This window comes from Marinomonas lutimaris (assembly GCF_019426345.1).
Classification (GTDB): Bacteria; Pseudomonadota; Gammaproteobacteria; order Pseudomonadales; family Marinomonadaceae; genus Marinomonas; species Marinomonas lutimaris.
This window is the reverse complement of record NZ_JAHLLW010000025.1, coordinates 16,875-43,498: the sequence shown is the minus strand read 5'-3', so window position 1 is coordinate 43,498 and position 26,624 is coordinate 16,875. Positions and strand designations below refer to the sequence as shown.

The following is a 26,624-nucleotide window of genomic DNA, read 5'->3' as shown; positions in this document are numbered from 1 at the left end:
TTACCGATGTCACCACTGAACTTTACTTCCGTCAGATTCTTGGGCGCATCATACGAATGACCAAAGATCAGTCACATGTCGCTAATATGTACATGTTGGCAGAACCAAATTTAGTGGAGTTCGCAGAACGACTGAACAAAGCAATTCCGGGCACTTACAACTACCAAAAAACAGAAGAATTGCTGAATAGTATAGACACTCCAAGCTCAGGAATTGGTGGTAGTCGAGACTCTTACAGAGACGACGTGTTAATACCAGAAACTAACCTTGGTGAATTTATCTTGAGTAACGATCATGATCTATTTAAACAGACATGCTTGAATGAACTGACAATGTCATCATTCAAATCGAAAATCATTTCTTACTATTTATAGGAGTCCGCCACTCTTGAAATCCCGCCTCATTTTTAGTCGAACAACCGAAAGTCTTTCTTCTTACAAAAAAATTCACTTGGTCATTCGAGCTGCCTAAAACTATACTGTATATATATACAGTATTTTGGTGTTAATCATGCGTGTTACTTATCTTGGTGTGTCTGAGTCGGCTGCGTTTATCGCGGCCAATAGTGTGCGAACCCCTTTGTATGTGGATTCGGTGTCGGCGGGTTTTCCTTCGCCCGCTCAGGACTTTGTTGAAAAACCCTTAGACTTAAATGAGTTCTGTGTGGCTCACCCGAACGCGACGTTTTACGTGCGCGCTCAGGGCGAATCGATGATCGATGCGGGCATTTATTCGGGTGATGTGTTGGTGGTGGATCGTTCGTTAACCGCGCGTCATGGGGATATTGTGATCGCCTGCATTCATGGGGAAATGACGGTGAAGACTTTGGAACTGAAGCCTAATGTGTTGCTTCGCCCGAAGAATAAAGCTTACAAAGCCATTCATATTACTGAAGAGTCTGAACTGGAGATTTTCGGTGTGGTCACGGGCGTCGTTCGTCGATACGAGCGCAGCTGATGAAAACGGTTTTTGCTTTGGTCGATTGCAATAACTTTTACGCCAGCTGCGAGAAGTTGTTTCGGCCCGATTTAAAACACACGCCTGTGGTGGTGTTGTCGAATAACGATGGCTGCATTGTCGCGCGTTCCAAAGAGGTAAAGGCGCTGGGCATTAAGATGGGCGTGCCGATGTTTCAGGTTCAGGATGAGATAAGAAAGCACGGCATTGTGTGCTTTTCCTCTAATTATGCACTGTATGCGGATTTGTCGAATCGGGTGATGACGATCTTAGAAGAGGAAGCGCCTCGGCTGGAAGTATATTCCATCGATGAAGCCTTTATGGATTTAACTGGCGTTGAGCATGTGACGGATTTGCTGACGTTTGGCAAACGGGTGAAAGCCAAGGTCGATAAGTGGACGGGCATTACGGTAGGCGTGGGCATTGCGCCAACCAAGACGTTGGCGAAGTTGGCCAACCATGCCGCGAAGAAGTATCCAGCCACCGGTTCGGTGGTAGATTTGATGGATCCAGACAGACAAAAGCGTTTATTGGCAATTGTTGAAGTAAGTGATGTGTGGGGTGTTGGCCATCGTACCACGGCAAAGCTAAAGGCGAGGGGAATTCATACCGCGTTGGATCTGGCGAATGCTGACCCTAAATCGATTCGAAGTGAACTTTCTGTGGTGCTGGAGCGAACCATTCGAGAGTTGAATGGTGTGTCGTGTTTGGATTTGAAATTGGTTAGGCCAACCAAACAGCAAATCATTTGCAGTCGGTCATTTGGTCACAAAGTGACAGACAAGCGCGAACTACGGGAAGCGATCGCTAAGTACACAACCAGAGCGGCTGAGAAACTACGCGGAGAAAAACGCCTTTGCCGTGTGGTGAGTGTGTTCATTCGTACCAGTCCATTTATTCCAAACGAGCCGCAGTACTCGAAAACCCTGTCTGTAGAGCTGCCTAATCCAACGGACGATACGCGAGACTTGTTAAAAGTGGCCGACGTGCTATTTCGTCGCATTTATCGGGCTGGTTATCGCTTCGCCAAAGGCGGTGTGATACTGGCAGACTTCTACGAACATGGTGTTTTTCAGCAAGATTTGTTCCGAGCCGATAACACAAACATCAATTCAAAAGCCCTAATGAACGTCGTGGACAAAATCAACCACAGCGGCCTCGGCAACGTCTTCTTCGCCTCGCAAGGTGTGTCACCTCAGTGGTCTATGAAAAGAGAGCACCTATCGCCAGCCTATACGACCAGGTGGGACGAGTTACCAAAGGTTTATTGAACCAAAATGTAGAAAAGAGAAACGGGCTATTAGTTAAAAAATTCAAACTATAATAATTGATTGGGAGGTGTTCCATGAACGGTAAAAGTACTAAAGAAAATGCCAGTAATCTGCCAGCAGACAAGATAATAGCAACGGTTGTCTTATGGCTAGACGAACAATGTCCACAAGAGCGTTGGGACTTATCTGATGAACAGATGTGTGTTCTTCTAGGTGGTATTACGGTTTCAACTTGGAATCAATGGAAAGAGACAGCACACACTAGTGGGAGTCTTCAAGTAGACCAAGAAACCATTGATACATTGGCGATGCTGGTAAGTATATACAAGATGATCTACCTAAGTTCACCATCTGAATTTAGCTATGATTTTTTCAAAAGGCCTATAAATGACCCGATATTTAATGGTAAGTCAGCTAGAGAATTTATGCTGGATAATAATTCATTTGATGATTTCCTAAAGGTAAGAAATTTTTTTCGGAGTAAGGTACTCATCTAAAAATCATTAATCTTTAATTAAGCTTTTCATGTTAGTCATAATTGTACTTAACAGATATGTTGGAGGAGAGATATGAGTACTAAACGAAAAAATTATTCTGAAAAATGTATTGATATTCATGATATTGAGAACAGTCTTGATCTTGTTATGAATGAATCAAAAGGGAGCCCTGTTGCTGTAATGAAGGACGGTAACCCCGTATTTTACTGTGTTCCCGCTGACACCTATGCCGCTATTTTAGAATTAGTTGATGCATCTGAAATGAGAAAGTTGAATGAAAGCGTTCATCAATTGGGTCTAGAGCTGTTTGGTGACGAAGACAAATGGAAATCATGGATTAAAACACCTGTACAGGCATTAGGTGGTAAGTTGCCAGAGTCGATGATGGTTACTAAAGAAGGAATAAATAGAGTAAGAGATCTTTTAGGGCAGATTAGCCACGGTGTTGTTGTTTAAAGCAGCTGTGTAGCGATCAGATAAACTGCAAATAATAATACGTTGGATTTTTTTGTTTGTAACGAACTCAGATGTGATTAGTATTGTTTAGGCTCTGATCTATCAAGACTGTTAGTGTTGCCGTAGTTAGATTGATAACTGTGTGTCGTTTATTGAAATCATCAAACTCTGCTGCCGTATCCTCATACCGTGCAATGACATTGCTTAAGGTTTCAATAATTATCAGGTTTTCGTCGTAGTGCTCTAACAAGTCTTCTAAAAGTATAAGGGCTTGTTGGTGCTCATCAGCGCTCGATATGCCATTCAGAATAGGCAACTGGGTTACTATCGCTTTGGCCATTTGTGTTATTTCATTTGTCACTAACATTTCATTTACCTATGGTTACTAGGATTAATTGGGGCTGGGTTAATATTTAGTTCTTAGATATTGACTAGACAAGCGCTCAATCAATCTGGATCAAACCGCCCAACGTCTTCAACGATATCTTTTCGGTCTGTTATAAAGTAGGGGGCCGCTTTTACCTGAAACAGTTGATTCTACTTTCCGTCCGCTTCCTGTGTGATTTTATGAGATCGAACAATAAAAGGTAGCTCTAACTCATTGAGTTGATCTATTAGGGCTTCAGCGAGTTCGCCATCCACATTTAGAAACAGTTCATCTGCGTGAGCAGTGTAAGAATCTAGCCCTTCAAGTAGTTCTGCTTCACTTAGTCGATTGTCATTTACTTGGCTTTTCGCTTGCTTAATCATAATTCTGTTTCCCTCGGCACAGACCTCGATATGTGACCAACCATTTTTAGCCGCCATATCACGGATCACACCAATTATTTCTGCTTGAGCCTTTAGGCTCAGTGCTTCCGCGTCGCTGGCTGCCACCACTTCAAATATGTTTGAAAACTTTGTTGAGGCCATTGTCTATCACCTTAAAATAACGCCAGTTTCTTGTATGTATTATAGCTGAGATTTATCTAGCATGCTGGCGGCAATCGATAGTGAAATTTTCAGTGTTTTCTAAAATGTGAAACCCTGTTGTTAGAGCTTAAATAGTTGTATCGTCAAGGCGTTGAGTCAGTATTTCTGATCCAAAGTACAGCTGTGGTAGAGTAACAAAGTATCATACTAAAATGGCAGCGATCGCAAAGATACGCTGTCATTTCTAAATCGTTTATGCCCCATTGTGAGTTGAATACTTAAATCACACCTATAGTTTTTCGATATGTTTTTCTAATGTTCGAGGGCATGTGAGGCTAATCATAGATGCTGTAATCATGACGGTAAAACACTTATTTGAATTCGATCTTTTGTAGTACATTAGTGGCATATGCGCTTGTATGCTTTCTAGGGAAATTCTTATGTACATCAAAAAGGTAACGATTAATAACTACCGCAGCTTTCGATCTTTTGAAGCTCAGTTACAAAAGCTAACTGTTGTTATTGGAGAAAACGACACGGGTAAGACAAACTTCTTCACCGCACTTTCGTTACCCCTAAGTGGCAATCAGATAGATTTCAGTCAAAAGCGTTTAAGCATTTCTGATATCAACAAGGACTCAGTTATAGAGTTCTTTGCTTCAGTAATCAGTGAAGAACCTACACCAAACCAGCTCCTGAAAATTCCAAAAGTATCAGTGACTGTAGAGTTCGCTGATCCCAAAGATAGCTATGAGACTGCATTGTTATCTAAATGGGTAGTATCTGATGGTGATGGCGAAACTTATAAAATTAGATATGACTTTAAGCCTAAAGACGACGCGGACTTACTTGAAGTAGTAAAAAAGTCGCTTGAAGGTAAGACTATCGACGATGTGAACTGGTTTACCTTACCCGTCGAGCTATATGATTATCAAATCGTATCGGTAAACAACGAAAAAACTATCGCCTTTAGCGACCTCAAACACGTAAGCATTCATAGTATCAACGCTGAGCGAGATGATTTCTCAGAAAGCAGTTCAATGAAATCCAACAGCATCTTCACAAAACTGCTTATGAACACACTCGATGATGATGACAAAAGTCAGATCAATACTGCTTACTCTGAGTTCTTTACCGCAATCGAAGACACAGAGACATTCGGCAAAGTCATTAGTACTAACCCAGACTTTGATAACTACGATGACATTATCAAAAAACTAGAATGCACTCCTAATCTGCCTAACTTGAAGAATATCTTATCGAACATCACGCTCAAATATGGCAACGAGTTTCTGTACCAAAAAGGCTTGGGACAAAGAAACCTTATTTACATACTCATTCTGTTTGCTTACTACAAGTCGTGCGGCGATACATTCAACCTATGTTGTATTGAAGAGCCTGAAGCGCACTTAAGCGTTAACAATCTGCGTTTAGTAAGAGACTTCGTCGAGAAAAGTTCAAATAACAGCGGCTCGCTGGTACAAACCATAATCTCGACTCATAACCCTACGATCATCAACAAGCTACAAATCTCTAATGTATTAGCATTTACTGGAGATAAAGCTATTAGCCTATCAGACGCTTCACCTAAATTAGTTGATTATCTAAGAAAACGACCTAACTTCGACATACTGAAGCTGTTGTTCGCAAACAAAGTGATTCTGGTCGAAGGTACGACCGAAGAAATGCTAATTAGTACATATCTGTCTAAAAAAGCTGGTCTACAAGACCTAGAACTCATAGCTATTGGGCAACGCGGTTACACCAACTTCTTAAATATTTGGCTAGCATTAAACAAAGATAATCTGAATAAGAAAATCGGTGTTATCCGTGACTATGACAATTCAGATGCAACGAAAGCAAAACATGATGCTTATGACGCAGCTCATACCAACATCACTGTAAGAACAACCACCAACTACACTCTAGAAATTGATTTAGTAGAAACAGACGATAACTTGTCTTTACTAAATGGTTTGTTCGGTATGACGGGAGGTATTAAAGAAGTATCAGATCACATGATCAAGGGTAAAGCAGCTAGAATGCTAGATGTGTGTGATGCAATGGTCCGTGAAGAAGATCCAATTGATATTGAACTACCACCTCATATTGCACAAGTCATTGAGGCAGTATCATGATTGAAGTGCAAATTGCTGGGGCTGGAGCTGGAAAAACTTATGGCTTAGCAGAAGCTTTGATAAAGCACATCAAGGCCTGTACCAGTCACAAGAAGACGTTTGCACTAACGTACACAAACACAGCAACAGCAAAGATCGAGCAAGAGATTATCAAACAGCATGGCTTTATCCCGCCAAATCTCTGTATACAAACAGTACATAGCTTCTTGCTGAATGAAATTATCTATCCGTTTTCATCATTTACACTCGGTGATGTATATAACGATGCATCAATTATGTCTGTTGGGAATCCTAAATATAAAGCTCTTTTGTTCAAACACTTAAGAGAGCGAAATGTCATTCACGCAGAGAACGTCTATAACATCGCTAAACAAATTGTTGATGAGACCGTAAGCAAGCACAGCAACAGAGCTAAGAAAGCCAAGGTTCAACGACTTTTGGCTATTCTTGAAAACTGTTTTGATAAAATTTTCATTGATGAAGTTCAAGACCTAGATGGTGACGCACTGCGAATATTCGAGGTACTCGGCAGTAACGGTATTGACGTATACATGATCGGAGACCCGAAACAAGCAATCAAGTACCCCAAAGCACTCGATAGTTTTATTGAGAAAGTAACAGCACAAGAATACGCAACCATACTTGAGATCAACAACCATACTAGACGTGTACCTACCGAGATACTAGCCATATCTAACGGTTTTTGCTATGAAGATCAGCAACAAGAGTCGCTATCGGAGGTTGTCGGTGAGTTAATGTATATAGAGTCAACCGACGCTAAGTACGACGATCTACTCAATAGCTACATAGACACTAAACAAATAGTTTGTATCGACAAAAAAACTGGTCGGTATTCAACATCATCTAAGCATCGATATTCTTTCCCCCGAGAGATCGAGGAGATGATTCGTGAGTCTAACCACAAGAAAGACAAGACATTGTTTGTGAAAGCAGCTTTTGCAGACTTTGTGGATGATGTAGCTAAAGATAATGCTAAAAGAGCAGTAAACAAGCTAAAAGCTAGACATTCGTTGACACTAGAGAATTATCACTTTGCTCAGCTATATGAACTATGCGCTAAATGTACAGAAGACAACGTTCAGTTTAGAGTACAAAGCATTGACTCGGTTAAAGGGCTGGATGCCGATACTTGTGTTGTTATTATTAGCCCTAACCTACTGAAATATCTAACTAAAAACAACCTCAGCAGAGCTAATCACTTTAACAAAGAGTGGAAGAAGGTCTATGTAGCTCTTACGCGGGCAAAGAAGAGATTGGTACTGGCCTTGGATCATGACCTACTCTCTGATTCTGACATGAGTGTGGTGAGAGATTCCATTGGAGCACTCGGTTTCGTCTATCATGACTGACTTGGTTTTGCTCACACTGAATAAAGAGATACTTTTATACGTCTGAGTAGCATTAGGCATTAAGATGAAATAAATAAGACTTGGTGAAATGAATTATAAAGAAGAATACAAAAAGTGGCTTGAACCACCAGAGGGAGCATCTTCAACTTGGTTTAGACAACGAGGGTATGCTTTTGAAGAAATTCTCAAAAATTGCTTAAATAGTGAGGGAATGGACCCACGTTCTAGTTATAAAGCCGATGGGGAACAGATTGACGGATCATTTTTCCTTGATGGTAGCGTCTTCTTGCTTGAAGCAAAGTGGCATTCAAATGAGCTTCCTGCCTCATCGATCTATCAGTTCAAAGGTAAAGTCGATGGTAAGCTGCTGGGGACAATTGGAGTCTTCATTTCAATGTCTGGCTACTCGAAAGACGCCGTTGATGCTCTCACTTTAGGTAAATCTCTCAATGTTATATTGTTTGGTAAAGAGGATATTGATGCTGCGTTGATTGGCAACAGCACATTCAAAAATGTTCTTAAGTCTAAGTTACGAATTGCAGCGGAACAGGGGGTGGTGTACCACTCGACCAACTACGAGCAAGCTACCAAAGATGGACAAATAATCATTGAGGCATTTACTTATGACAATATGTCATCGAGTTTAGTTAGACAAGATGCAAACTTTGAAGGTCAATCAGATTTGGTTGTTATCTGTGAAGGTTCCACCGACCGTGAAATTATTTCGCTATTAGCTACCAGAATCTTGCGAGAAAATGGATTAGCTAAAAAGGTCAATATAGTTGTAGCTATGGGTAAAATGACAATTCCTAGAGTTGCAAATGCGACAGTAAATATTGGCACAAGCTCACCTGTGCTTATTGTCACAGATTCAGATGACGACTTTTCTGGTACAAGAGATATGCTAAAACGTGGTGTCGAGTTGTCAAATTGGGAGTACGCAATACCTGATCCAGCTATTGAATCTTGGCTTGGCGTAAAACGTGAGGACTTACGTAGGGTGCGCCGTGGTGACAATATGCGAGAATTTTTATCGAAACAGGTCGAACAGCTAGATTTAAATGAATTAGCAGCAAAGAACGACTCATTTAAAATTCTGCATGACTGGGTAAAAAATGCCTAACTAGCATTTAAGGTTTAAAGATACTTTTTCTAATCTGACAGAAACGGTTTCGTGCAATACCCCCTAAATTGTTTCTGTCCAGATTTGTTTTACATCACCGGGGGTAAGCCGCGCTCGGAGACAAAAGTAAGTTTGCATTTGCGGTAAAGATGTAATGTTAAGATGCATCTCCGTAACCAATTTCCTTCTTATCAACAAGCTCAAATTCGACTGTTCCAACGAAACTATCAACGACTCGGAACTGCAATTCGATCTTGTACCTTGGACTTCGTTGATGACAGGTTGGCCCATAAGTTACCCCATTGATTTGCAATATGGATTCTTTGAACACAACCGTTTCAACTATTTTTAAGTGTTCATAAAACGCTCTTCCCGGTGCTGCAATATTGTAATTTCCCCAATGATTTTTTCTCACTAAACAATAAGCTGGTCCCCAAGTTCCGGAACCTCCTGCAAAACCAATGTCGCCAGCCCAAAATACAAGGTAATCTGCCATCAATCCGTTATCACAGAGTTTGATAACTTGAAAATTATGAGAAGAGGAACTGATCGTCTCTGCGTGTTGTGATGCACACGTTAAAACGTCTTCCATCTCCTCTACAGTCCATGAAGAGTTCGCATTGCTCTCATAGTAACTGATGTCTGCATTCGGCGGCTTCTTTATCGTTACTTTCTCTATCGACGACAAAAACTGAGATGAAAATACCTCAAAGCTGTGTTCTCTACTTCTAATAGCAAAATCATCAGATTCTTTAATGAAGTTGATATAAGTAATGAAATTTGCGGTAGACTTTTCTGTGTTGGACGCTCTTTTTAACTGACCTTTCACTTTGTTGTAGTGTTTTTTGTACTCGCTTTCATCTAGATCATAGGGAGAGTTTTCATTCAGGTAGATGTCAGAGAATTTCTTAGAAGACCAGCACATGAATCTCAATAGAACTTTAAACTCTTCAAATTTCTGATTTTCTTTATTCATAATAGTTATATTTTGTCCCCAAATGTCGCCATATATACCCAAATGTCGCTAAGCCTTCAATCATAATGTAACTGTCATTAACAAAAGGAGAAAATGATATGGCAAGTAAAACACCTGCAAATGGCCCTAGCAAAACTGGCAATCCATCTGGTGGTGGCCGAGGTAACAATCCACCTCGTTCGAAGTAGCAGTTTAATAGAATCTACTTACTGAAAACAGCAAGCTCGCCATCATTGTGTATGGTGAGCTTGCTCATAATAAGCAGTGAGACATTATGGTTAGAAGGTATTCGCTCGACATCCAATGTCTATCGCTCATCTGAAGGTCTGTTTCGTGCCTACTATCCTAAAGAACAGAGGCGCCTTAGTTCTCCTATAAATGTGAGTGGATATTTACTGATTGCACTTCGTGGTTGGAAAAGAAAAATCAAATAATACTGCTAATATATGGTCATTAAACAGCTTGTAACGCATTTTTGGTGTCAATTTGAAAGAGGAACGGTTAGGTCAATGAATCACGTATTGATAGATGAGTTTAAACTCAGACAGAGAAAGCTAAGTACGCCCAAATACTTAAAATTGGAACAAGTGGAAAATCATAGACGTAGAGTCATTCAGTCGGCCAAACAAATATCGCAAATACTAAAGGATGGTAATGAGATAATTGGTGTCGATTGTGAGATGTTTGAGTTTGACCAGTCAAAAACAACCGAAATTGGGATTGGAATAATAAGTAAGTATGACACAAAAGTTGAACATTTAGTTATTGATGATTACTACCAACTTAGAAATAAAAAGCGAGTTCCTGACAACAAAGATAACTTCATTTACGGGATAAGTGAACGAGTAAGCCTGGACAAAGCAACAGAACGTGTAATTAATATATTTAAAAATTCAAAATATATTTTTGGGCATGCAATAAAAGGTGACTTGTCTCAGTTAAATATTAAATTTCCAGGACAGGTTAGATTTGATACTTCTACCCTTCATACAAATCTCTGTGTAGCGCAAGAAGGTATTTTTACTACGAGAAAAAAAAGACTTTCTCATTTGTGTGAAATTTACACTCCGAAGCTTAGCGAGACTCCTTATCATAATGCAGGAAATGATATATATGTTACAGGAGAGATTTTAAAAAGACTTGGTGATGTTAACTATATAAAAGGTCTTATGAGTAAGTTAACCGGCCAGGAAATTTTAGAACGAACTCGACAAGATGAAGTACTAAGGATAGTGAATTTAATTCCTCAATTAAATCGTGATTTAACAAATCTTTTGGTAAGCAATCAGCTTGATTTTCCAGAGTTAATTTCTAATCCGGATATTATTAATTATATATTATCTGTTCAACAAAATATCTATCGAAGAATGCTAAATCATGGTGCAAAAGAATTTTGGGAAAGCAAAGTAGAGTTAGGAATGGTTGGGGAATTGTTTACGTTAGCTACTCCGATAAACACACGTTAATCTACACCATCGTTAATGGATACCAAGTTAAATGATTTTTCCACACCTTCGGTTATTCATTAACTTCTAATTTAGTAAAGTTGCTGGAAAGGTTTTGTCCATCTTCGCTTCAGCCTGTTCGGGCTGAAACATTTCTGTCCATACCTTAGCCAACAAAGCAAAGCAATCTAGCTATTATCAATAGTGACTTTTAATTAGGAGGTCTCTATGAAGCCAGAACTAAACCACAATGCTACTGGTGTGAAACACCCTTTCAAGCTTGAAGAGATTTGGCGTATTCGCACTCGAATTGAAATTCAAAACAACTTGATGCAATTAGCCTTACTTAATTTGGCTATAGATAACAAGCTAAGATCATGTGACTTACTCTCTTTAAAAGTTCGAGACGTCGCTACTCACGATCAAGTATTTGAAAGGGTTCGATTGACGCAGAAGAAAACAGGGATCGAAGTTCAATTTGAGATAACTCCGAGAACACAACAAAGTATTAGCCGTTGGGCTCAAGAAGTTAAATTGCAACCTAGTGATTATTTGTTTCGCAGTTTACGTCGCTCTAATCAACCAATAAGCTATTCATATTACAGGTCTATCATCAGGAGTTGGGCTGAGCAATTAGGGCTTGATTCTGACCAATATGGAACTCACTCAATGCGAAGAACCAAAAATATACGTGCCGTTCAGTTACTACTTGGTCATACAAAAATTGATAACACCATCAGATATTTGGGAATAGAGATTGAAGACGCCATTAAGATATCTAAAGAAACCGATTGTTGATTTAACGCAGGCAGTGTTCTTGTGCTGCCTTTGCCCCATCCCATGTTTCGGCTCGTTAGTTAAATCGAAAATTCCCACTCCTGCTGCCATACAAATTCTTATCTTTTTGCCTATGTTTGGTCTTACAGTAACTCTGCTTAAAATATATGGTTATACCGTCGTATTTAAATTTAGACATTTTGAGATGATTTCAAGAAAATCTCAGTGCGCACTAATGCCATTGATTGCAAATAAAACTCTATAAAATCAGATGACTATAGTAGCTTGCTTTTGGTAATAACTTTGGAAAACGCGCTTGCACGTTTTTCCTGATGGAGTGTTTGATAGAAAACTGATAAGTTCTTTGCATACATAAAGTTACCTGTGTGAGTAATCACAGGTCCAACAGAGTAAACGTGCATTCGTACTAATAAGAAGTTAGACCCATTGAGCCCTCAAACATACGCATTGGAAAGGAAATATAGGAATGCAATTCATCACGAACGGCCCTGACATTCCTGATGCGCTTTTGCAGTCCCACGAGGAAGGCCGCGTGGTGTTCTTCTGTGGTGCAGGAATTTCCTACCCTGCGGGCTTACCGGGTTTCAAGGGACTTGTAGACCAAATCTACCGGCTGAGCGGGACGACACTTTCGGACATTGAACGAGAGGCCTTCGAGCTTGGGCAGTTCGATGCCACACTTGATCTGCTCGAACGGCGCCTGCCGGGCCAGCGTCTGGCTGTACGTCGCGCTCTGGCAAATGCCTTGAAGCCGAAACTCCGCCGTAAGGGTGCTACCGATACACAAGCGGCGCTGTTGCATCTGGCGCGTAGCCGCGAGGGCGCGCTGCGGCTGGTCACCACCAACTTCGATCGCATCTTTCATGTGGCGGCCAAACGCACGGGTCAAGCGTTCCAAGAGTACGCCGCCCCGATGCTGCCCATCCCCAAAAACAGCCGTTGGGATGGGCTGGTTTATCTGCACGGCCTGTTACCCGAAAAGGTGGACGACACGACCCTGAACCGTCTGGTTGTCACCAGCGGTGATTTCGGCTTGGCCTACCTCGTAGAGCGCTGGGCTGCACGCTTTGTGAGCGAGTTGTTCCGCAATTACGTGGTCTGTTTCGTAGGCTACAGCATCAACGATCCAGTGCTCCGTTATATGATGGATGCGTTGGCAGCAGACCGCATGCTTGGCGAAGTCACGCCGCAGGCATGGGCACTGGGTGATTGCGAGCCTGGGCAAGAGCACCGCAAGACCATAGAGTGGGAAGCTAAAGGAGTCACACCTATCCTCTACAACGTTCCTGCTAATAGCCATGACCACTCAGCGCTACACCAGACGTTATTCGCATGGGCAGAAACATATCGTGATGGTATACAGGGCAAAGAGGCCATTGTTGTCAAACACGCTCTTGCCCGGCCACAGGACAGCACAAGGCAGGACGATTTTGTCGGACGGTTGCTGTGGGCCTTATCAGATAAATCGGGCTTGCCAGCAAAACGCTTCGCAGACTTCAATCCCGTCCCCTCACTGGATTGGTTGCTGGAACCTTTTGCTGACAATCGTTACGACCACAGCGACCTAACCCGCTTTGGCGTTCCGCCGCGAGACGAAGTGGACATAAAACTGCGCTTCAGTCTGATTCGTAGGCCTGCACCATATGACCATACACAACCTATGCAGCTTGTCTCCGGTAGCCTGACCGAAAGCAAATTGGATAACGTAATGTTTCAATTGGCACGATTGTTTGTACGCCACCTAGATGACCCGAGACTGGTAATCTGGATTGCGCAAAATGGTGGGAAGCTGCATGACCGTTTGCAATGGCTTATCGAAAATGAGTTGGACCGTTTTGCTTCATTGGAACGTGATGGCAAGACCTCTGAGCTGGCTGAAATCCGTTTACACTCACCCAAAGCCATTCCTGACCCCCTTATGCGCACCTTATGGCGGCTATTGCTTAGCGGCCGAGTGAAATCCCCATGGTACGACACCGATCTGTATCGCTGGAATGGTAGACTGAAGCGAGATGGGCTGACCACCACACTGCGTCTGGAGTTGCGGGAGTTGCTTGCACCCAAGGTCGTATTGAAGAAGCCGTTTCGCTTGGGTGACGACGACTCAAGCAGCACCGACGAGCCTGCACGGATCAACCAATTGGTGGATTGGGAACTCGTGCTGGCCGCTGATCACGTGCAATCTACTTTGCACGACTTAGCCGACGAGAACTGGACATCGGCCCTGCCGCTCCTGCTGGATGATTTTCAGCAGCTATTGCGTGATGCACTGGATCTGTTACACGAGTTGGGTGAGGCCGACGACCACAGCGACCGGTCGCATTGGGATCTCCCGTCCATTACGCCACATTGGCAAAACCGGGGCTTCCGAGACTGGGCGAGCCTGATTGAATTGCTGCGCGATGCATGGTTAGCGGTTCACGCGAATGACAGCATGCGCGCGACACGAATCGCACAGAGCTGGTTTGAATTGCCATACCCCACCTTCAAACGCCTTGCCCTGTTTGCCGCCAGTCAGGATGGTTGCATCCCGTCCGAGCAATGGGTGGATTGGCTTCTGACCGATGGGGCGTGGTGGCTGTGGTCCACAGATACGGGGCGGGAGGTGTTCAGACTGTTCATTCTACAGGCGCGGCAGTTGGAAGAGGACGCTCAAGAGCGTTTGGAGACAGCCATCTTGGCGGGTCCACCACGCGATATGTATCAGGATGATCTGGAGCCAGATCGATGGCAAGATTTGGTGGCTCGCTCTGTCTGGCTTCATCTGGCCAAGCTGAACACATCGGGCCTCGTTCTGGGAGCAGATGCAGCGGCACACTTGGCGGAAATTTCCAATGCCTACCCGCAATGGCAGTTGGCGACCAACGAGCGTGATGAGTTCTCGCACTGGATGAGTGGCTCTGGCGATCCAGATTACGAGGACAGCCGAGACGTCGACATTGCTCCCCGCAAGCGGCAGGGGCTGGTGCAATGGCTTACAAAGCCGACGCCCGGACGGCGACCTTTCTACGAAGATACGTGGCGTGACGTTTGCCGCACGCGTTTCTTTCATAGTCTGACCGCATTATGTGATTTGGCACAGGATGGCGTATGGCCCGCTGGCCGATGGCGCGAGGCTCTGCAGGCCTGGGCCGAAGAAGGGTCAGTGTTGCGCTCCTGGCGATACGCAGCACCGTTGGTTCAGACCATGCCCGATGCCGTACTTCAGGAGATTGCTCACGGTGTAACGTGGTGGATGGAAGCTACATCCAAATCGATCAATCGCCACGAGGACATTCTGCTCGAGTTGTGCTGTCGCGTGCTTTCGCTGCCGTTCGAAGCTGACTCAGGTTCCCGCATCATCCGTAATGGTGTTGAAACCTACGACCCCGTCAGTTCTGCAATCAACCATCCCATTGGGCATGTCACTCAAGCCCTGATCAATCTTTGGTTCAAGAAGAACCCGAATGACAACGATCTGCTTCCAGCCGACCTCAAGCCCATTTTCACGACCCTGTGCGACGTGCAAGAGGACCAATTCCGCCACGGCAGGGTACTGCTGGGGTCGCGGCTAATTGCATTTTTCCGCATAGACCGTCCATGGACGGAGCAATACCTGTTGCCACTTTTCAGTTGGAGTAATCCGGCCGAAGCAAAAGCAGTGTGGGAAGGTTTTCTATGGTCTCCTCGTTTGTATCAGCCCTTGTTGATTGCTTTCAAGCCAGAGTTCCTAGAGAGCGCAAACCGCTACGCCGATCTTGGCGAGCATCGCCAGCAATTCTCGGCGTTCCTAACCTATGCAGCATTGGGCCCGACCGAGGAATACGCCGCAGATGAGTTTCGATCCGCGATAGGTGAGCTTCCACAAGAAGGCCTAGAGGAATCTGCGCAGGCGCTCTCCCAAGCGCTTGAAGGTGCAGCCGATCAGCGTGAGGACTACTGGAAAAACCGTGTCCAGCCGTTCTGGCAACAGATCTGGCCAAAGTCCCGCGACTTGGCCACCCCGCGAATCGCCGAGTCCTTGACTCGGTTGGTCATTGCTGCCCGTGGCGAGTTTCCGGCGGCCTTGGCTGCGGTGCAGGACTGGCTGCAACCCATTAAACACCCTCACTACGTCGTTCATCTACTTGCCGAATCTGGCCTGTGTAAACGGTTCCCAACAGAGGCACTGTTGCTGTTGAATTCAGTGATTGCCGACCAACAGTGGGCGCCCCGGGAGTTGGGGCAATGCTTGGACGACATCGTGCAGGCTGATCCACAGCTTGGGCAAGATGCTCGATACCAGCGACTAAGTGAATACCGTCGAAGACTCGGCGCGTGATAGTGGGGGAGGATTGGTGTCATGCTATCGGTGGGGGCAAAAAAGGCAAATGGTTAAAAAGGGCCACTTCGCTCTGCTTTTTTTGCCGCCATAAACATTTTTATCCAAAACAGACGAGTTAGAGTTAAGGCTTTAACTCGAAAATCTTACATTTTGGGGGAAGACTTGAACATTCCAGATTATAAATTTAAAGAGTGGGTTCCATTTGATAGCTACAAAGAGATCGATGGAGTAGGATTTCCTGGGGTTTATATTCTGGCTCACTTCACAAGAAAGCCTTATTCTGAGCCGTGCACAAGTTCATCAAATATCGTTTATGTAGGCGAAACTACAGGTCAAACAATTTCAAAGCGGTTATATCAATTTAAACAGTCTGCATTTTTACGTAAGAGAGCGCACAGTGGAGGATGGTCTTATTCAGATAAGTACCTTAAAGGTAAAATAAGTCGGGAGTCTCCTAATAAATTATACGTAGCTATATTGCCTGTTGATAGGCCACATAAGGAAAGCAAAGCATATATAAAGCTTGTAGAACGTTTAGTCATTTGGGATTTTTTTCAAAAAAATAAAGCTTATCCAAGCTGCAACACAGCATAAAATATAACAAACGAGTATGGCCTCAACATACTTTTCCTAATCTAACAGAAATGATTTAGTGCAATAGTTCTAGCTCATTTATGTCCAGAAATGAGTTACAGCTAGTATGAAACTTTAATACTCAGTTATCGCTCGATTCAGACTTGGTATTAGCAAGTTAAGAAGGTAGCTATTTCTTCGACTAGCGTTGCTATTGGCCTCTGTAATTGCAATAAAATCTTCCTTGCTTCCCACGATGTGTATTTCACTCTCTGTACGGGTAATGGCTGTATACAGCCAGGCACGATCGACTATTCTGCCTTTACTCAGAGCAATAATCACTCGTGGAAATTGTGAGCCTTGGGCCTTATGTAGGGTGATAGCGTAACCCAGTTCCATACAATCCAAGACGTCTTGTGTGATTTGTATTCTGTCACCGGTATCAAGTGTCACATCACCAAAGTATGTTTCAGCCAACTCATCTGAGTCATTCTGTTCTGGCTTAACGCCACTAAGAACGCCAAGGCTGCCATTCTGGATGCCTCTGTGATAAAGGTTCTTCGTAAACAAAACGGCATCATTCAGTCGTAGATTTAAGAAGAACTCTTCAGAGTACATGGTGAATCTAAGCATTTCGCTATGACTATTCACAGCAGATTGAACTTTGTTATTTATCTCAGAGACCATATTTCTAGTAGGCGCAATAATACGACTATTCTCAGGGCTTTCACGATACAGAAGGCAACACCTATCGGTTATTTCGCTTCTATTAGCCTCATGGAAGAATATAGAGGCGGTAGACAGTTTCGGAGGAATCTCTCCCTGATTAATGAGCTTTGAGTACTCAGGGATTCCGGTACTTCCTTCCTGACGTTTCACAATATCAAGCATGGTGTTTGCTATTCGTTTTGAGTGGACGATATCAGCCAATACTTTTCCGCACCCAATAGGCGGCAGTTGATCCGGGTCGCCCGTTAATACGATCCGTACAGATGGATGTATATGTGTAACGATTCTATACATGGTCGGTAAATCAACCATGCTTGCTTCATCTATCACCAATAGGTTTTTATCGCTACCTGTGCTGTCCAATGGTGGATTTTTCAAAAAGGCAGCAATAGTCATCGTCGTGAAGCCTATAGACTCATGTAGACGCATTGCAGCTCGACCACTTAGTGCAACGGCATGGATGGCATAACCCATTAAACTAAAGGCTCTAAGCGCGGTTCTTAGTACTGTCGTCTTACCTGTTCCGGCCCCTCCTGTAATACAGGCCACAGCATTATCTAAGCATGTTCCCACTGCTTCTTTTTGCTTGGCCGTCAGATCATAAGGTAATTCTTTAAGGGCCGCACGATAGGCTTGACTGGTTTTTCGGTCATACAAACCGTCAATATTAGCCATTGTTAACAGACGTTTGGCAACGGTAGATTCCATTAATAGTTGAGCGGTTGGGTGATACGTCAGAGTGTCATTATTCAGAAGAAATTGAGCTTTATCGTGTCCTGCTTTGCAGGCGCTTGCAACTAGCTCATTATTCTTCAGCAATTTGTTTAATGCTGGTACTAAGTCTTCTCGCTTAGTATAGGTATGTCCTTTTTCTACTTGCTTTCGTAGGGCAAATTCTAGAGCTGCACTAAGTCGTCTCTGATCATCAGCCGCAATTTCAAAAGTCCACTTTCTAATAAGGCCTTCAACATCATCAAAGGACATTCCGAATCCACATAGTAGGTAAGGGTTGTCCTGTATTGCGTCGACAGATTTGTCATCATGGAACTTGAGCAGTCGCTGTTGAATTGAAGCAGGAATACCACGCAGCGTCATCCAATTGGTATGTTTGAGATTTTTATATTTCTCATACCCTTCGTAAAGCGCATCAATAGAATCCTCACTCAAAACCCCTTCAAGGCGATTTCTAGCTTCAAGTGTGTCATTTTGCAGGGTTGAGTGGAAAGAGTTGCCTAGCAACGCCCATAGAGCTCTGGCCTTAACCTCTCCAATCCCTCTAAACGCTTTTTCTTTGGCGATGAACTGTATTAGCTGTTCACCTGACTCTGGCAGAGTACATTCAACATAATCTGGTGCTTCATAGATATGCTGGAGCATTACGTAATCGCCTGTTGTCACTTCCTCAATACGTCTTGCGCCTTTGACCGTCCAATACTGACCAATTGCCGGTTGCACTGGGATTGATTCAGGATTTGCTTTGATAGTGACGTAATATTTACCGCTAGTAGTTTTGTAGGAGTTTTTTTCCAGTGGCACTCCGGTGAAGATAGCTAGGCTAGAGGAACTGTACGGAATGCTAGTTATCCTAACGTGATCTTCTTGAATGGCATTATTCATCGAGGCATGAACCCCCTCTCAGACAGAGTTTCAGACAACTCACCGAAGCGCTCCAAGCGAGACTCTAACTCTCTAACCTTGGCTTTAAGTTCAATGTTTTCAGCCTCTAGTTGAGATAACCTTCTAGATTCTAGTTGTCTAGAGCCTTGACTAGCATCGTATTCCTTTGGGTTAGACTTCACTGTTTCAGACTCAGCTGTGAATGGCGGCAACACACCACGAGCCCTTAACTCAGTCTCAAGCTTCTCAAGTGCTTGTCTTAAAATAGGGTTCTGTGTCAGCGCCGATTTTCCACAACCAATAGCTTTGGCAACTTCGCCACGCTTTAACTGTCCTCGGTGGGCAATTTGAAGAAAATCATCATCCGATTGGGTAGCCTTCCAAACTTCAAAGGAGTCGACGTTTTGCTGTGCTTTTTGCTGCCCGTTAGCCATTATTCTTCATCCCTTATGCGCATGATAGTCTGCCTGCTTACCTCGAATTCACGTGACAGTTTAGAAATACTCTCAGCTTTGAGGCGCTTACGTATCTGCTTTCTATCGTTCGCACCGATTTTAGGAGGCCTTCCCATATGCTGACCCGCTTGTATGGCGGCGGCTCGGCCTTCACTTGTTCTATCAAAGATTAAGTCACGTTCTAGTTGGGCGAAAACACCAATGAGTGAAACCATTGCTTGTGATAGGGCTGTGCGTTGGGATGTATCTAAAGCGCCATCCAGCGTTTTAAGGGAGGCATTCTTTTCATGAATTCTATCGATGGTTCTCAAAATAGCTTTTAGGGAACGGCCAAGCCTGTCTAGCCTTGTTACAACAACGACATCGTCATCACGTACATAATCAATCAGAGATTGAAGCTGAGCATCGTTATCTTTTGAACTACCACTGTATTTGCCTGAAAATATTTTCTGACACCCTGCGTTTTCTAGGGCAGCAACTTGGGAGCCAAGATCTTGCGCTATCGTACTTACACGAGCATAACCAATCAAATGTGACATTAGATGTACCAAAGTTATAACTTTAGTACATTATGAATTCAGTCCGTACTATTATCAATTAAAATACATAAGTACATGTACTTATATATTTCTTTATCTTTAGTACGATCATTAGCTCTTAGCATTCAACTGATGCAGTAGATTTTCAACCCTTTGCGCAAGAACTTCATTTTGTATTTTTTCACTTTTCAGTTGTGTCTTTAGTAAATCAAGCTCAACCTTTACGGCTTGTAGTTGAGTTCGAGACACATCAGTTTGTTTCATTAAACTCCGAATCGTTTCATTTTGGTTAAATGATTTCTCTTTGTATTCTTTTAAATCATGTTGAGCGACTTCTAATTTGTTAACTAGCCGTCTTTGCTCTTCAGAAATATTGCTAGAAAAAAAGTCTTCAATCAACGAACCGATTTTAAGCTTTCTAAGCTCCTCAACCTCTTTCTTTAGTTGATCGCATCTTGCTTCTAACTCATCTTTTCTTGGCTTTCGATCACGACTTTTACGTTGAGCGTTAATTTCAAAATGTGCTGACAACTTAACATTAATCTTATCGATCAATTCAATTAATTCGGGTCTTCGAGACTTCACTAAAGCAGCACGAGAGCAACCTATATCCTTAGCTAACTCCGCTACAACAATTTGCTTATCTGCTACAAGGAGCTTATCCATAAGGTCTCGTGGCGTTTTCTTCAGTCTCTCTTCAATTTCCTGAGCTTTTTTTATTACCGCTTCATAGGCTGACTTAGATACAGCATTGCGATTTGCCCATTCTGGAGTTATGTCATTTTTTTCTTCAAACTGATCCAACAGATTAGAGAAAAGGTTATTCATGATTATTCCTTAGAACTCGCAATGATCTTATCTGAATTCATTCTTTTTAGTACGCGCTCAGCATTTTTAACTGCATTCATGGAAGCTTGATACTGCTTGTTGTTTTCTAAATTAAAACTGGTTGTTGCTTCAATGGATTTCATCTGATGTGCATGTGTCAAACCAATCTGAACTATAGAGGCTTCATGTGAGTTAATTTCTTGCACAGAATGAACACAACTAGAGCATGTAGAAAAGCCAGCCTCTTCGAGCTTTGCAACCTTAGATACCTTATCGAAACACTGAGACTGTGAGATAGTTTTGGTACGAGGCATACAATACCCATACTCATGCGGGACTATTTTTTCAAACCCATTAGCAAACTCTTCAATAACATTATGTAATTCTTCTTCAGAGGTGATAACTGTGGCATCCAACAACTCTAGAGCAGCCTTCATTGCAGCACCATTGAATCGAGGTTCTGTGATCTTTTCGTTAAGAAGGTTGCGAGCATCATTTATCATCTGCTCTGCAATCTCTTGAATCATGGTTTCCTGAGCATAAATATAGGCTTCATCAACTTTATTTGATAAGTAGATGTTAGTCATGAAGCTACTATGTGAATGGCGAAAGTGACGGCGAATAGCCTCATGAACATTGCCATCAAAACGCCTCAAAGCAAATTCGGCAAAGGTGTGACGAAACTGGTGTGGATGAACATTAGGCCAAATAGCTTTGATCTCTGGGTGCCTTTCCAGAAACTCTGCATAAAACTCTTTAAGCATATTTGAGAGGGTTGCAGTTGAAGCCCTATGACCATAAGAATAGATATCAAAAGATTTTTCCTTAATCGGCTTCGTAAAAAACCTTCCAAATAAAAAAATATCTAAGTCTTCATTTTGGTTTAGTTTATCAATGTAACTTAATTCTTCTAATACCTGCACCGCTTCGGCGGCAAGTCCATGTACACCTCTAATCGTAGATAAACCATGATTAGTTTTAATAATTTCGGACTTGAAATCCCAGAGACCATCAAGGCTATATGTTAGGTCTCCCGCCTTCATACTCGCTAACTCACTGATTCGTGCTCCCGTTAATAGCAACAGGATGATTACTGCCGCCTGATATACCTTTTTGCACCATAATCTAATTTCTTCATGGGTCATAGGGAAAGTGTTACAAGAAGTCCCGTAATACTTATGAATGAGGCTAAGTAAGGCTTCGGCATTTGATAGATCGCGTGCTCCAGAGCCTTTAAGCCGCCATAGACCGTCACAAAACCGTTGGAAAGCATTTCGCTCAAAAATGGAGAAAACGGAGTAGTACATATCAGACCGTTGAAACTGAAAATACTCTATTAAAAATGCGGTTTTCTTGTCCCTAATAACCTCTATAGCATCATTCAGCAACAGCATTGCTACAGGTATCGGAATAGAAGACCAACTATCTCCTTTTTTCCAATCTTCATAAGTCTGTTGATAGCTTTTTAAAATAGGTCGTAATATCGCTTTTACCTGTTTTTCACGGAATTGAAAACTGAGTCCATCTTGCATTTTGCCCGATAGGGAAAATTCGCAACTTTGATTGAGACATAGAATAATCTCTTCCAAAACAGTGCGGCTCGCAAGACCATCCTTTTTAACACAAAATGCATAACGTTCTCGATTTATCTCGGTTTGCCAGTCTAATTTCAACTCAAGCACATCCTGAAGAAAGTGTTTTACATCACTTTGGTTCCACTCTGATAACTTGCTATCGGGCTTATTTTTAACCCACCAAACCCCAAATCGAAGCATGACATTCCTTAGACCGCTTATCGTATATTTTCGACCTGATAAGGATTGAGTGTTTAGATTTGACCACCCTAACCCTTTAGACACACGCATGATATATAGCTCGCTGAGCGTCCTGCGAATATGGTCATTACTTTCGTAAGAAGGATGAGATATGTTAATACTGAGGTCTTTATTCAATACTGGATCGTGAATTGTAAACTGAAGGCTACCAATTTCGTTGAGATGCTGTGTGCTAAGTGCTTCGTCATTAGACTCATACGATTCGACCAGATTGGATAATAGATTAGTGTCAGTCATTCTTTGAAATCCCTGCCAGATCGCTTAATTTAGCGTAACTAAATGATAGAGAGCCTGCATATTTCTCGCCTTCCTTTCGAACCTCTTCTGGGAACATCTGTAGGATTGCCGAGAAATAAAAATAGTCTCGTGCAGCCAACGTAGCTTTAGTGAACTGCGATGAGTCATCGTTTAAAACGTCATCAAAGTTAGCTCTGATATGCTCTAAGTATTTAATAATGAGTGCTATTGAGAGCTTGTTAGCTAGAAAGATTTTCTTACCATTGGCCTTGAAGGAGTCCATCAAATCAGTATCAATGCCTAACTCTTCAATCTTTTTGGAAATGCGCTCATGAGCGCCTTCATCTACCCTGGGTAAGCCAAGCACTTCAAGTGCTTGGTTATAATCCAGAACAGATGTCTCTTCGAGAAGGTTCCCCATTAGGTTTGCATCTTGTTCCATAAGCGCCCCGATACGCGATACAAACAATCTATCAGACTCAATCTTTTCTTTGGCTGTTGATCGGTCAATGTAAACAGTGTTGTGTACAGAGAGGGAGTGGTTAGATGACTGTGCGATGACATTGGGATCATTAAATAGATTGGGAGAATGAATTAACCTAGAGTCTTCTGAAATAATTGCGGACTGACGAATAGCCTCAATGGTTAGTCCAATCCCTCTCTCATTAACAATTTCAGCACGCTTTAGAGATTTATGTACTTTGTGAGATCTATCGTATTTTGCGCTTTGCGTGGCACTTTTTTTGTTTTGCTCAAAAAACTTACCTAACAGCCAAAGTATAGGCTCTAATTCTTCCATACGCTCTTCGAAATCTTGAGATAACTGATTTCTGAGATGAGACTTCTCGTTCAGCAACAGTTCAATATATTTATTTGAACTAAAACCAAATCGTGTAGCCCCAATTGTTCCGATCTTCGTATCTTTGATTAGGTAATTCAATAATTTTACTTGATCTGGAGTATTAAAATGATCCTTGGCATCTTTCACCGCTTCTACAAACAGATAGTATGCTTTACCTATTGCTGAGCCTAAAGCATGAACAGTGCTGATGTTAGCTCGTTTATTTGTGGGTCTTCGCCCCTTTTGAAAATTAAATTGAATACCCTGAGGCGATTTCACTACATCGTCTAAGGTGAGTCTCTCAATGCTAGAAGCATTCATTTTCTCGCAAGATAACAGGCACTGCATAGCAAAACACTCAATGTCCGATGGCACAAGCAAATGCCGAATAGATAAAATTCTAAACGAACCTACCGGGTACAACATTCTACGATCTTTTCTATTAACGTATTTAGATTTCCCACCGATACGAATTAATTCATACGAAAAACGACATTTAACAGGCTGACCCTCCTCACGCTTCATCAAACTACGATCCAACACCCAATTTAACTGTTTCTCTGTGAGAGCTTTCTCTTCAAAAGGATGTCGTATATCTGCAACTAAGCGCTCTTTTAGCGCTATGTTATTACTATCTCGAACTTTAGTTATGATTGTCCCGTATAGAATTCTGGCCTCTGCCGCTGTTTTATTCTTGATGGAAAATGCAGAGAAAGAGATAGGCGGTTTATCTATATTTATTAACTTCATGCCATCTATTAATTGACGTATGCCATCTATCTGTAATGCATCTGTTCGCATGCGGGCCTCATAATGGATAATCCAAATACAGAGTTTTTTTAGCGAATCCAGCAGTTCCGTATCGTTATAAGGACTCTCTGAAAAAGCTTTAGATAGAGGTTGCAAAGCTTTACTCTCCGGCTTCTGAAGATTCGGCGCATGAGCGATATACTGTCTACAAAGTAATTTAACACTATCTCTAAGTGGGCTACTTTCACTGCAGCACCATCTAAGTGTTCTCTTCACGAATTGAGCGCGTTCATAAATGCTTGCGCCATAATCTTTATGAGTTTGCCTTAGATGCTGAACATAAACGCTAAGTAAATCTAAAGGCACTTCTTCATCAGCATTAAAGGAGGACAGGAAGCTAAAAAAACTCCTAACATAATAAAGCGCTGTTGCTCTTGTTCCAACTGTATGCCCTCTGAATTTACTGGAGTTTAAATAAGAAATAATAGCAAAATGGAGCGATAAGCATCCCTCAGTAGGAGCTTCTACCTTGTTGAGTTGGCAGTGTCCGCTATCAAAAATCGCAACGGTGCTAGATTCACTTATATCAATTATAGTCACGCTATCATCTTGGAAACCAATCTTTAGACTTTCGTTACTACTCATTCTGTCTTTCACTCCGAAAAGTCTTTTGATTGATAACCTTTCAGTATTTTTCTCATATCAATTTCGTTATTAGTCAAAGTTCTTTGATTCAGTAAAGCTTCAAAGTAGATATAAACCTCCGTTGTTGCGTAATCAGAGTGCCCCATCCATTGAGTTACAAAAGTACGCTTGTCATATCCTTCTCTATAGCAATAGGTAACAGCATTAGTGGCATAACATTTTCGCAGGCCGTGAAAATGCCTCTGCTTCCATAACTCAGCTTCTTCTATAGATAATTCACCTTTTAATGAAAGGCTAGTCACAGCCTTACGAAAAGCTTTGGTGCCATGACCTTCGGTAATCAAAGATGTGCCGTCGTGTCTACACATTAAGTGCTTTGCACCTATGCGTTTCGCCATTTTTAGAAACTCATAAAGCGGCTGAACTAATTCAGGCCATACCCGGACATACCTAACCTTATTGCCCTTACCATATATTTTCATAGGCTTTGCAATAGATGGTATACCTCGCTCATCTAGTGTGATTAATTCCTCCAGATCTCTAACCCTTAGATTGTTGGAGTGAACTAACTCATGAGTTCTATAGTTGGCGTAATACCCTAGCATCAATGCCACTTGATCGCGCTTACAGTTGAAAAGATTGTTGGTAGGCAAACTATCTAAAAGAGTTTTCAGATCGTCTTTTGACATGTATTCAAGAGCGAGTTGCTTAGTAACTCCTTCTAACTCCGACGTTTTCACTTCATCAGAACGAACTAAAAAAGAAAAACTCTTTTTTTCAGCCATCAATCCATAAGAGTAGGCATAGTCATAAAATAACCTCAATGTGGCTATATGGCGATTGATTGATTTCAGTTTTAATCCGTGTTTTCTCCGAAGATACGCATTCAAATATGCGTTCATTTCGTTATCAGTCACATCACGAAAGTCTTGCCCCAGAATTCCACTAGTGCCATTCACCTCCGACAGTTCACGAAAGAATTTCAGTAAGTCATTCCCATACGCTCGTACGGACTCTTTAGAATTCTTTTGAGACATATGAGCTAAAAACATAGTCGGCTCAATAATTGGATAAACTCTATCCTCAAGAATTGCATAAGTGTCAATTTGGATGCCACTTATTATTACATTTTTTATTCTTTGCAATTTCAAAACCAGATATCCATTTAAAACATTTCTTATAAAACCTTATTACCCATTACTTCACTTGTAAACAATTATTTTTCACCCCACACATCAAAACATTTAAAAATATATAAAAAAACAAAAATCACATTTAAATTCAATGACATACAAAAAAACACCATATGACAACCTTCATCACCTAAAA

The 26,624-nt window shown here is 42.2% G+C and carries 21 protein-coding genes and 1 pseudogene; 12 read left to right on the top strand and 10 right to left on the bottom strand.

Features of this window, described 5'->3' with window-relative positions:
- The 5 genes and pseudogenes from KPL72_RS19300 to KPL72_RS19280 all read left to right on the top strand — a co-directional run.
- Window positions 1-374: pseudogene (locus KPL72_RS19300) on the top strand (hypothetical protein); the annotation flags it as partial.
- Window positions 375-510: 136 nt separating this feature from the next.
- The gene (gene umuD / locus KPL72_RS19295; RefSeq protein WP_219704103.1) at window positions 511-957 is read left to right on the top strand and encodes a translesion error-prone DNA polymerase V autoproteolytic subunit; all 447 of its coding nucleotides are present in this window, start codon (window positions 511-513) and stop codon (window positions 955-957) included.
- The gene (gene umuC, locus KPL72_RS19290) at window positions 957-2,228 is read left to right on the top strand and encodes a translesion error-prone DNA polymerase V subunit UmuC (protein WP_219704101.1); all 1,272 of its coding nucleotides are present in this window, start codon (window positions 957-959) and stop codon (window positions 2,226-2,228) included. The genes umuD and umuC overlap by 1 nt, the downstream gene beginning before the upstream one ends.
- 74 nt (window positions 2,229-2,302) lie before the next feature.
- Window positions 2,303-2,725, top strand: a complete 423-nt coding sequence (locus tag KPL72_RS19285) for a hypothetical protein (protein WP_219704100.1) — start codon at window positions 2,303-2,305, stop codon at window positions 2,723-2,725.
- Window positions 2,726-2,797: 72 nt separating this feature from the next.
- Window positions 2,798-3,181: an MbcA/ParS/Xre antitoxin family protein gene (locus KPL72_RS19280; RefSeq protein WP_219704099.1), complete on the top strand. Its 384-nt coding sequence runs from the start codon at window positions 2,798-2,800 to the stop codon at window positions 3,179-3,181.
- Window positions 3,182-3,248: 67 nt separating this feature from the next.
- Here KPL72_RS19280 and KPL72_RS19275 read toward each other — a convergent pair whose 3' ends face one another.
- The gene (locus KPL72_RS19275) at window positions 3,249-3,548 is read right to left on the bottom strand and encodes a hypothetical protein (RefSeq protein WP_219704098.1); all 300 of its coding nucleotides are present in this window, start codon (window positions 3,546-3,548) and stop codon (window positions 3,249-3,251) included.
- A gap of 170 nt (window positions 3,549-3,718) precedes the next feature.
- Window positions 3,719-4,093, bottom strand: coding sequence for a hypothetical protein (locus KPL72_RS19270; RefSeq protein ID WP_219704097.1), 375 nt, complete (start codon window positions 4,091-4,093; stop codon window positions 3,719-3,721).
- A gap of 440 nt (window positions 4,094-4,533) precedes the next feature.
- Between KPL72_RS19270 and KPL72_RS19265 the strand changes: the two genes are divergently transcribed.
- The 3 genes from KPL72_RS19265 (at window position 4,534) to KPL72_RS19255 (ending at window position 8,724) form a co-directional block, all read left to right on the top strand.
- Window positions 4,534-6,231, top strand: coding sequence for an ATP-dependent nuclease (locus tag KPL72_RS19265; RefSeq protein WP_219704096.1), 1,698 nt, complete (start codon window positions 4,534-4,536; stop codon window positions 6,229-6,231).
- A complete protein-coding gene (locus KPL72_RS19260) occupies window positions 6,228-7,601 on the top strand; it encodes a UvrD-helicase domain-containing protein (protein ID WP_219704095.1) in 1,374 nt (457 codons plus the stop codon). Before KPL72_RS19265 ends, KPL72_RS19260 begins: the two co-directional genes overlap by 4 nt.
- Window positions 7,602-7,689: 88 nt before the next feature.
- Window positions 7,690-8,724: a restriction endonuclease gene (locus tag KPL72_RS19255; protein WP_102333054.1), complete on the top strand. Its 1,035-nt coding sequence runs from the start codon at window positions 7,690-7,692 to the stop codon at window positions 8,722-8,724.
- A 157-nt stretch (window positions 8,725-8,881) separates the two neighbouring features.
- On the opposite strand, the gene KPL72_RS19250 is transcribed toward KPL72_RS19255, so the two are convergent.
- Window positions 8,882-9,700 carry a hypothetical protein gene (locus KPL72_RS19250; protein ID WP_219704094.1) on the bottom strand — a complete coding sequence of 273 codons (819 nt, stop codon included), beginning with the start codon at window positions 9,698-9,700 and terminating at the stop codon, window positions 8,882-8,884.
- A 509-nt stretch (window positions 9,701-10,209) separates the two neighbouring features.
- Here KPL72_RS19250 and KPL72_RS19245 point away from each other — a divergent pair.
- The 4 genes from KPL72_RS19245 (at window position 10,210) to KPL72_RS19230 (ending at window position 16,840) form a co-directional block, all read left to right on the top strand.
- Complete coding sequence (locus KPL72_RS19245; RefSeq protein WP_219704093.1) at window positions 10,210-11,166, top strand: 3'-5' exonuclease family protein; 957 nt, start codon at window positions 10,210-10,212, stop codon at window positions 11,164-11,166.
- A 207-nt stretch (window positions 11,167-11,373) separates the two neighbouring features.
- Complete coding sequence (locus KPL72_RS19240; RefSeq protein ID WP_219704092.1) at window positions 11,374-11,943, top strand: tyrosine-type recombinase/integrase; 570 nt, start codon at window positions 11,374-11,376, stop codon at window positions 11,941-11,943.
- 466 nt (window positions 11,944-12,409) lie between these two features.
- A complete protein-coding gene (dsr1, locus tag KPL72_RS19235) occupies window positions 12,410-16,243 on the top strand; it encodes an anti-phage defense-associated sirtuin Dsr1 (RefSeq protein ID WP_219704091.1) in 3,834 nt (1,277 codons plus the stop codon).
- A gap of 165 nt (window positions 16,244-16,408) precedes the next feature.
- A complete protein-coding gene (locus KPL72_RS19230; RefSeq protein WP_219704090.1) occupies window positions 16,409-16,840 on the top strand; it encodes a hypothetical protein in 432 nt (143 codons plus the stop codon).
- Between the two features lie 114 nt (window positions 16,841-16,954).
- On the opposite strand, the gene KPL72_RS19225 is transcribed toward KPL72_RS19230, so the two are convergent.
- The 7 genes from KPL72_RS19225 to KPL72_RS19195 form a co-directional block, all read right to left on the bottom strand.
- Complete coding sequence (locus KPL72_RS19225; RefSeq protein WP_219704089.1) at window positions 16,955-19,003, bottom strand: AAA family ATPase; 2,049 nt, start codon at window positions 19,001-19,003, stop codon at window positions 16,955-16,957.
- A gap of 158 nt (window positions 19,004-19,161) precedes the next feature.
- Window positions 19,162-19,599 (bottom strand): VPA1267 family protein, encoded by a 438-nt coding sequence (locus KPL72_RS19220; protein ID WP_219704088.1) that lies wholly within the window; start codon window positions 19,597-19,599, stop codon window positions 19,162-19,164.
- Window positions 19,599-20,159: a recombinase family protein gene (locus KPL72_RS19215; protein WP_219704087.1), complete on the bottom strand. Its 561-nt coding sequence runs from the start codon at window positions 20,157-20,159 to the stop codon at window positions 19,599-19,601. The genes KPL72_RS19220 and KPL72_RS19215 overlap by 1 nt, the downstream gene beginning before the upstream one ends.
- A gap of 111 nt (window positions 20,160-20,270) precedes the next feature.
- Complete coding sequence (locus KPL72_RS19210; RefSeq protein ID WP_219704086.1) at window positions 20,271-20,987, bottom strand: hypothetical protein; 717 nt, start codon at window positions 20,985-20,987, stop codon at window positions 20,271-20,273.
- 2 nt (window positions 20,988-20,989) lie between these two features.
- Window positions 20,990-23,059 carry a site-specific integrase gene (locus KPL72_RS19205; protein ID WP_219704085.1) on the bottom strand — a complete coding sequence of 690 codons (2,070 nt, stop codon included), beginning with the start codon at window positions 23,057-23,059 and terminating at the stop codon, window positions 20,990-20,992.
- On the bottom strand, window positions 23,052-25,295 hold the full coding sequence (locus KPL72_RS19200; RefSeq protein ID WP_219704084.1) for a hypothetical protein: 2,244 nt from the start codon (window positions 25,293-25,295) through the stop codon (window positions 23,052-23,054). Before KPL72_RS19200 ends, KPL72_RS19205 begins: the two co-directional genes overlap by 8 nt.
- Window positions 25,296-25,303: 8 nt before the next feature.
- Window positions 25,304-26,446 (bottom strand): tyrosine-type recombinase/integrase, encoded by a 1,143-nt coding sequence (locus tag KPL72_RS19195; RefSeq protein ID WP_219704083.1) that lies wholly within the window; start codon window positions 26,444-26,446, stop codon window positions 25,304-25,306.
- Between the last annotated feature and the right edge of the window lie 178 nt (window positions 26,447-26,624).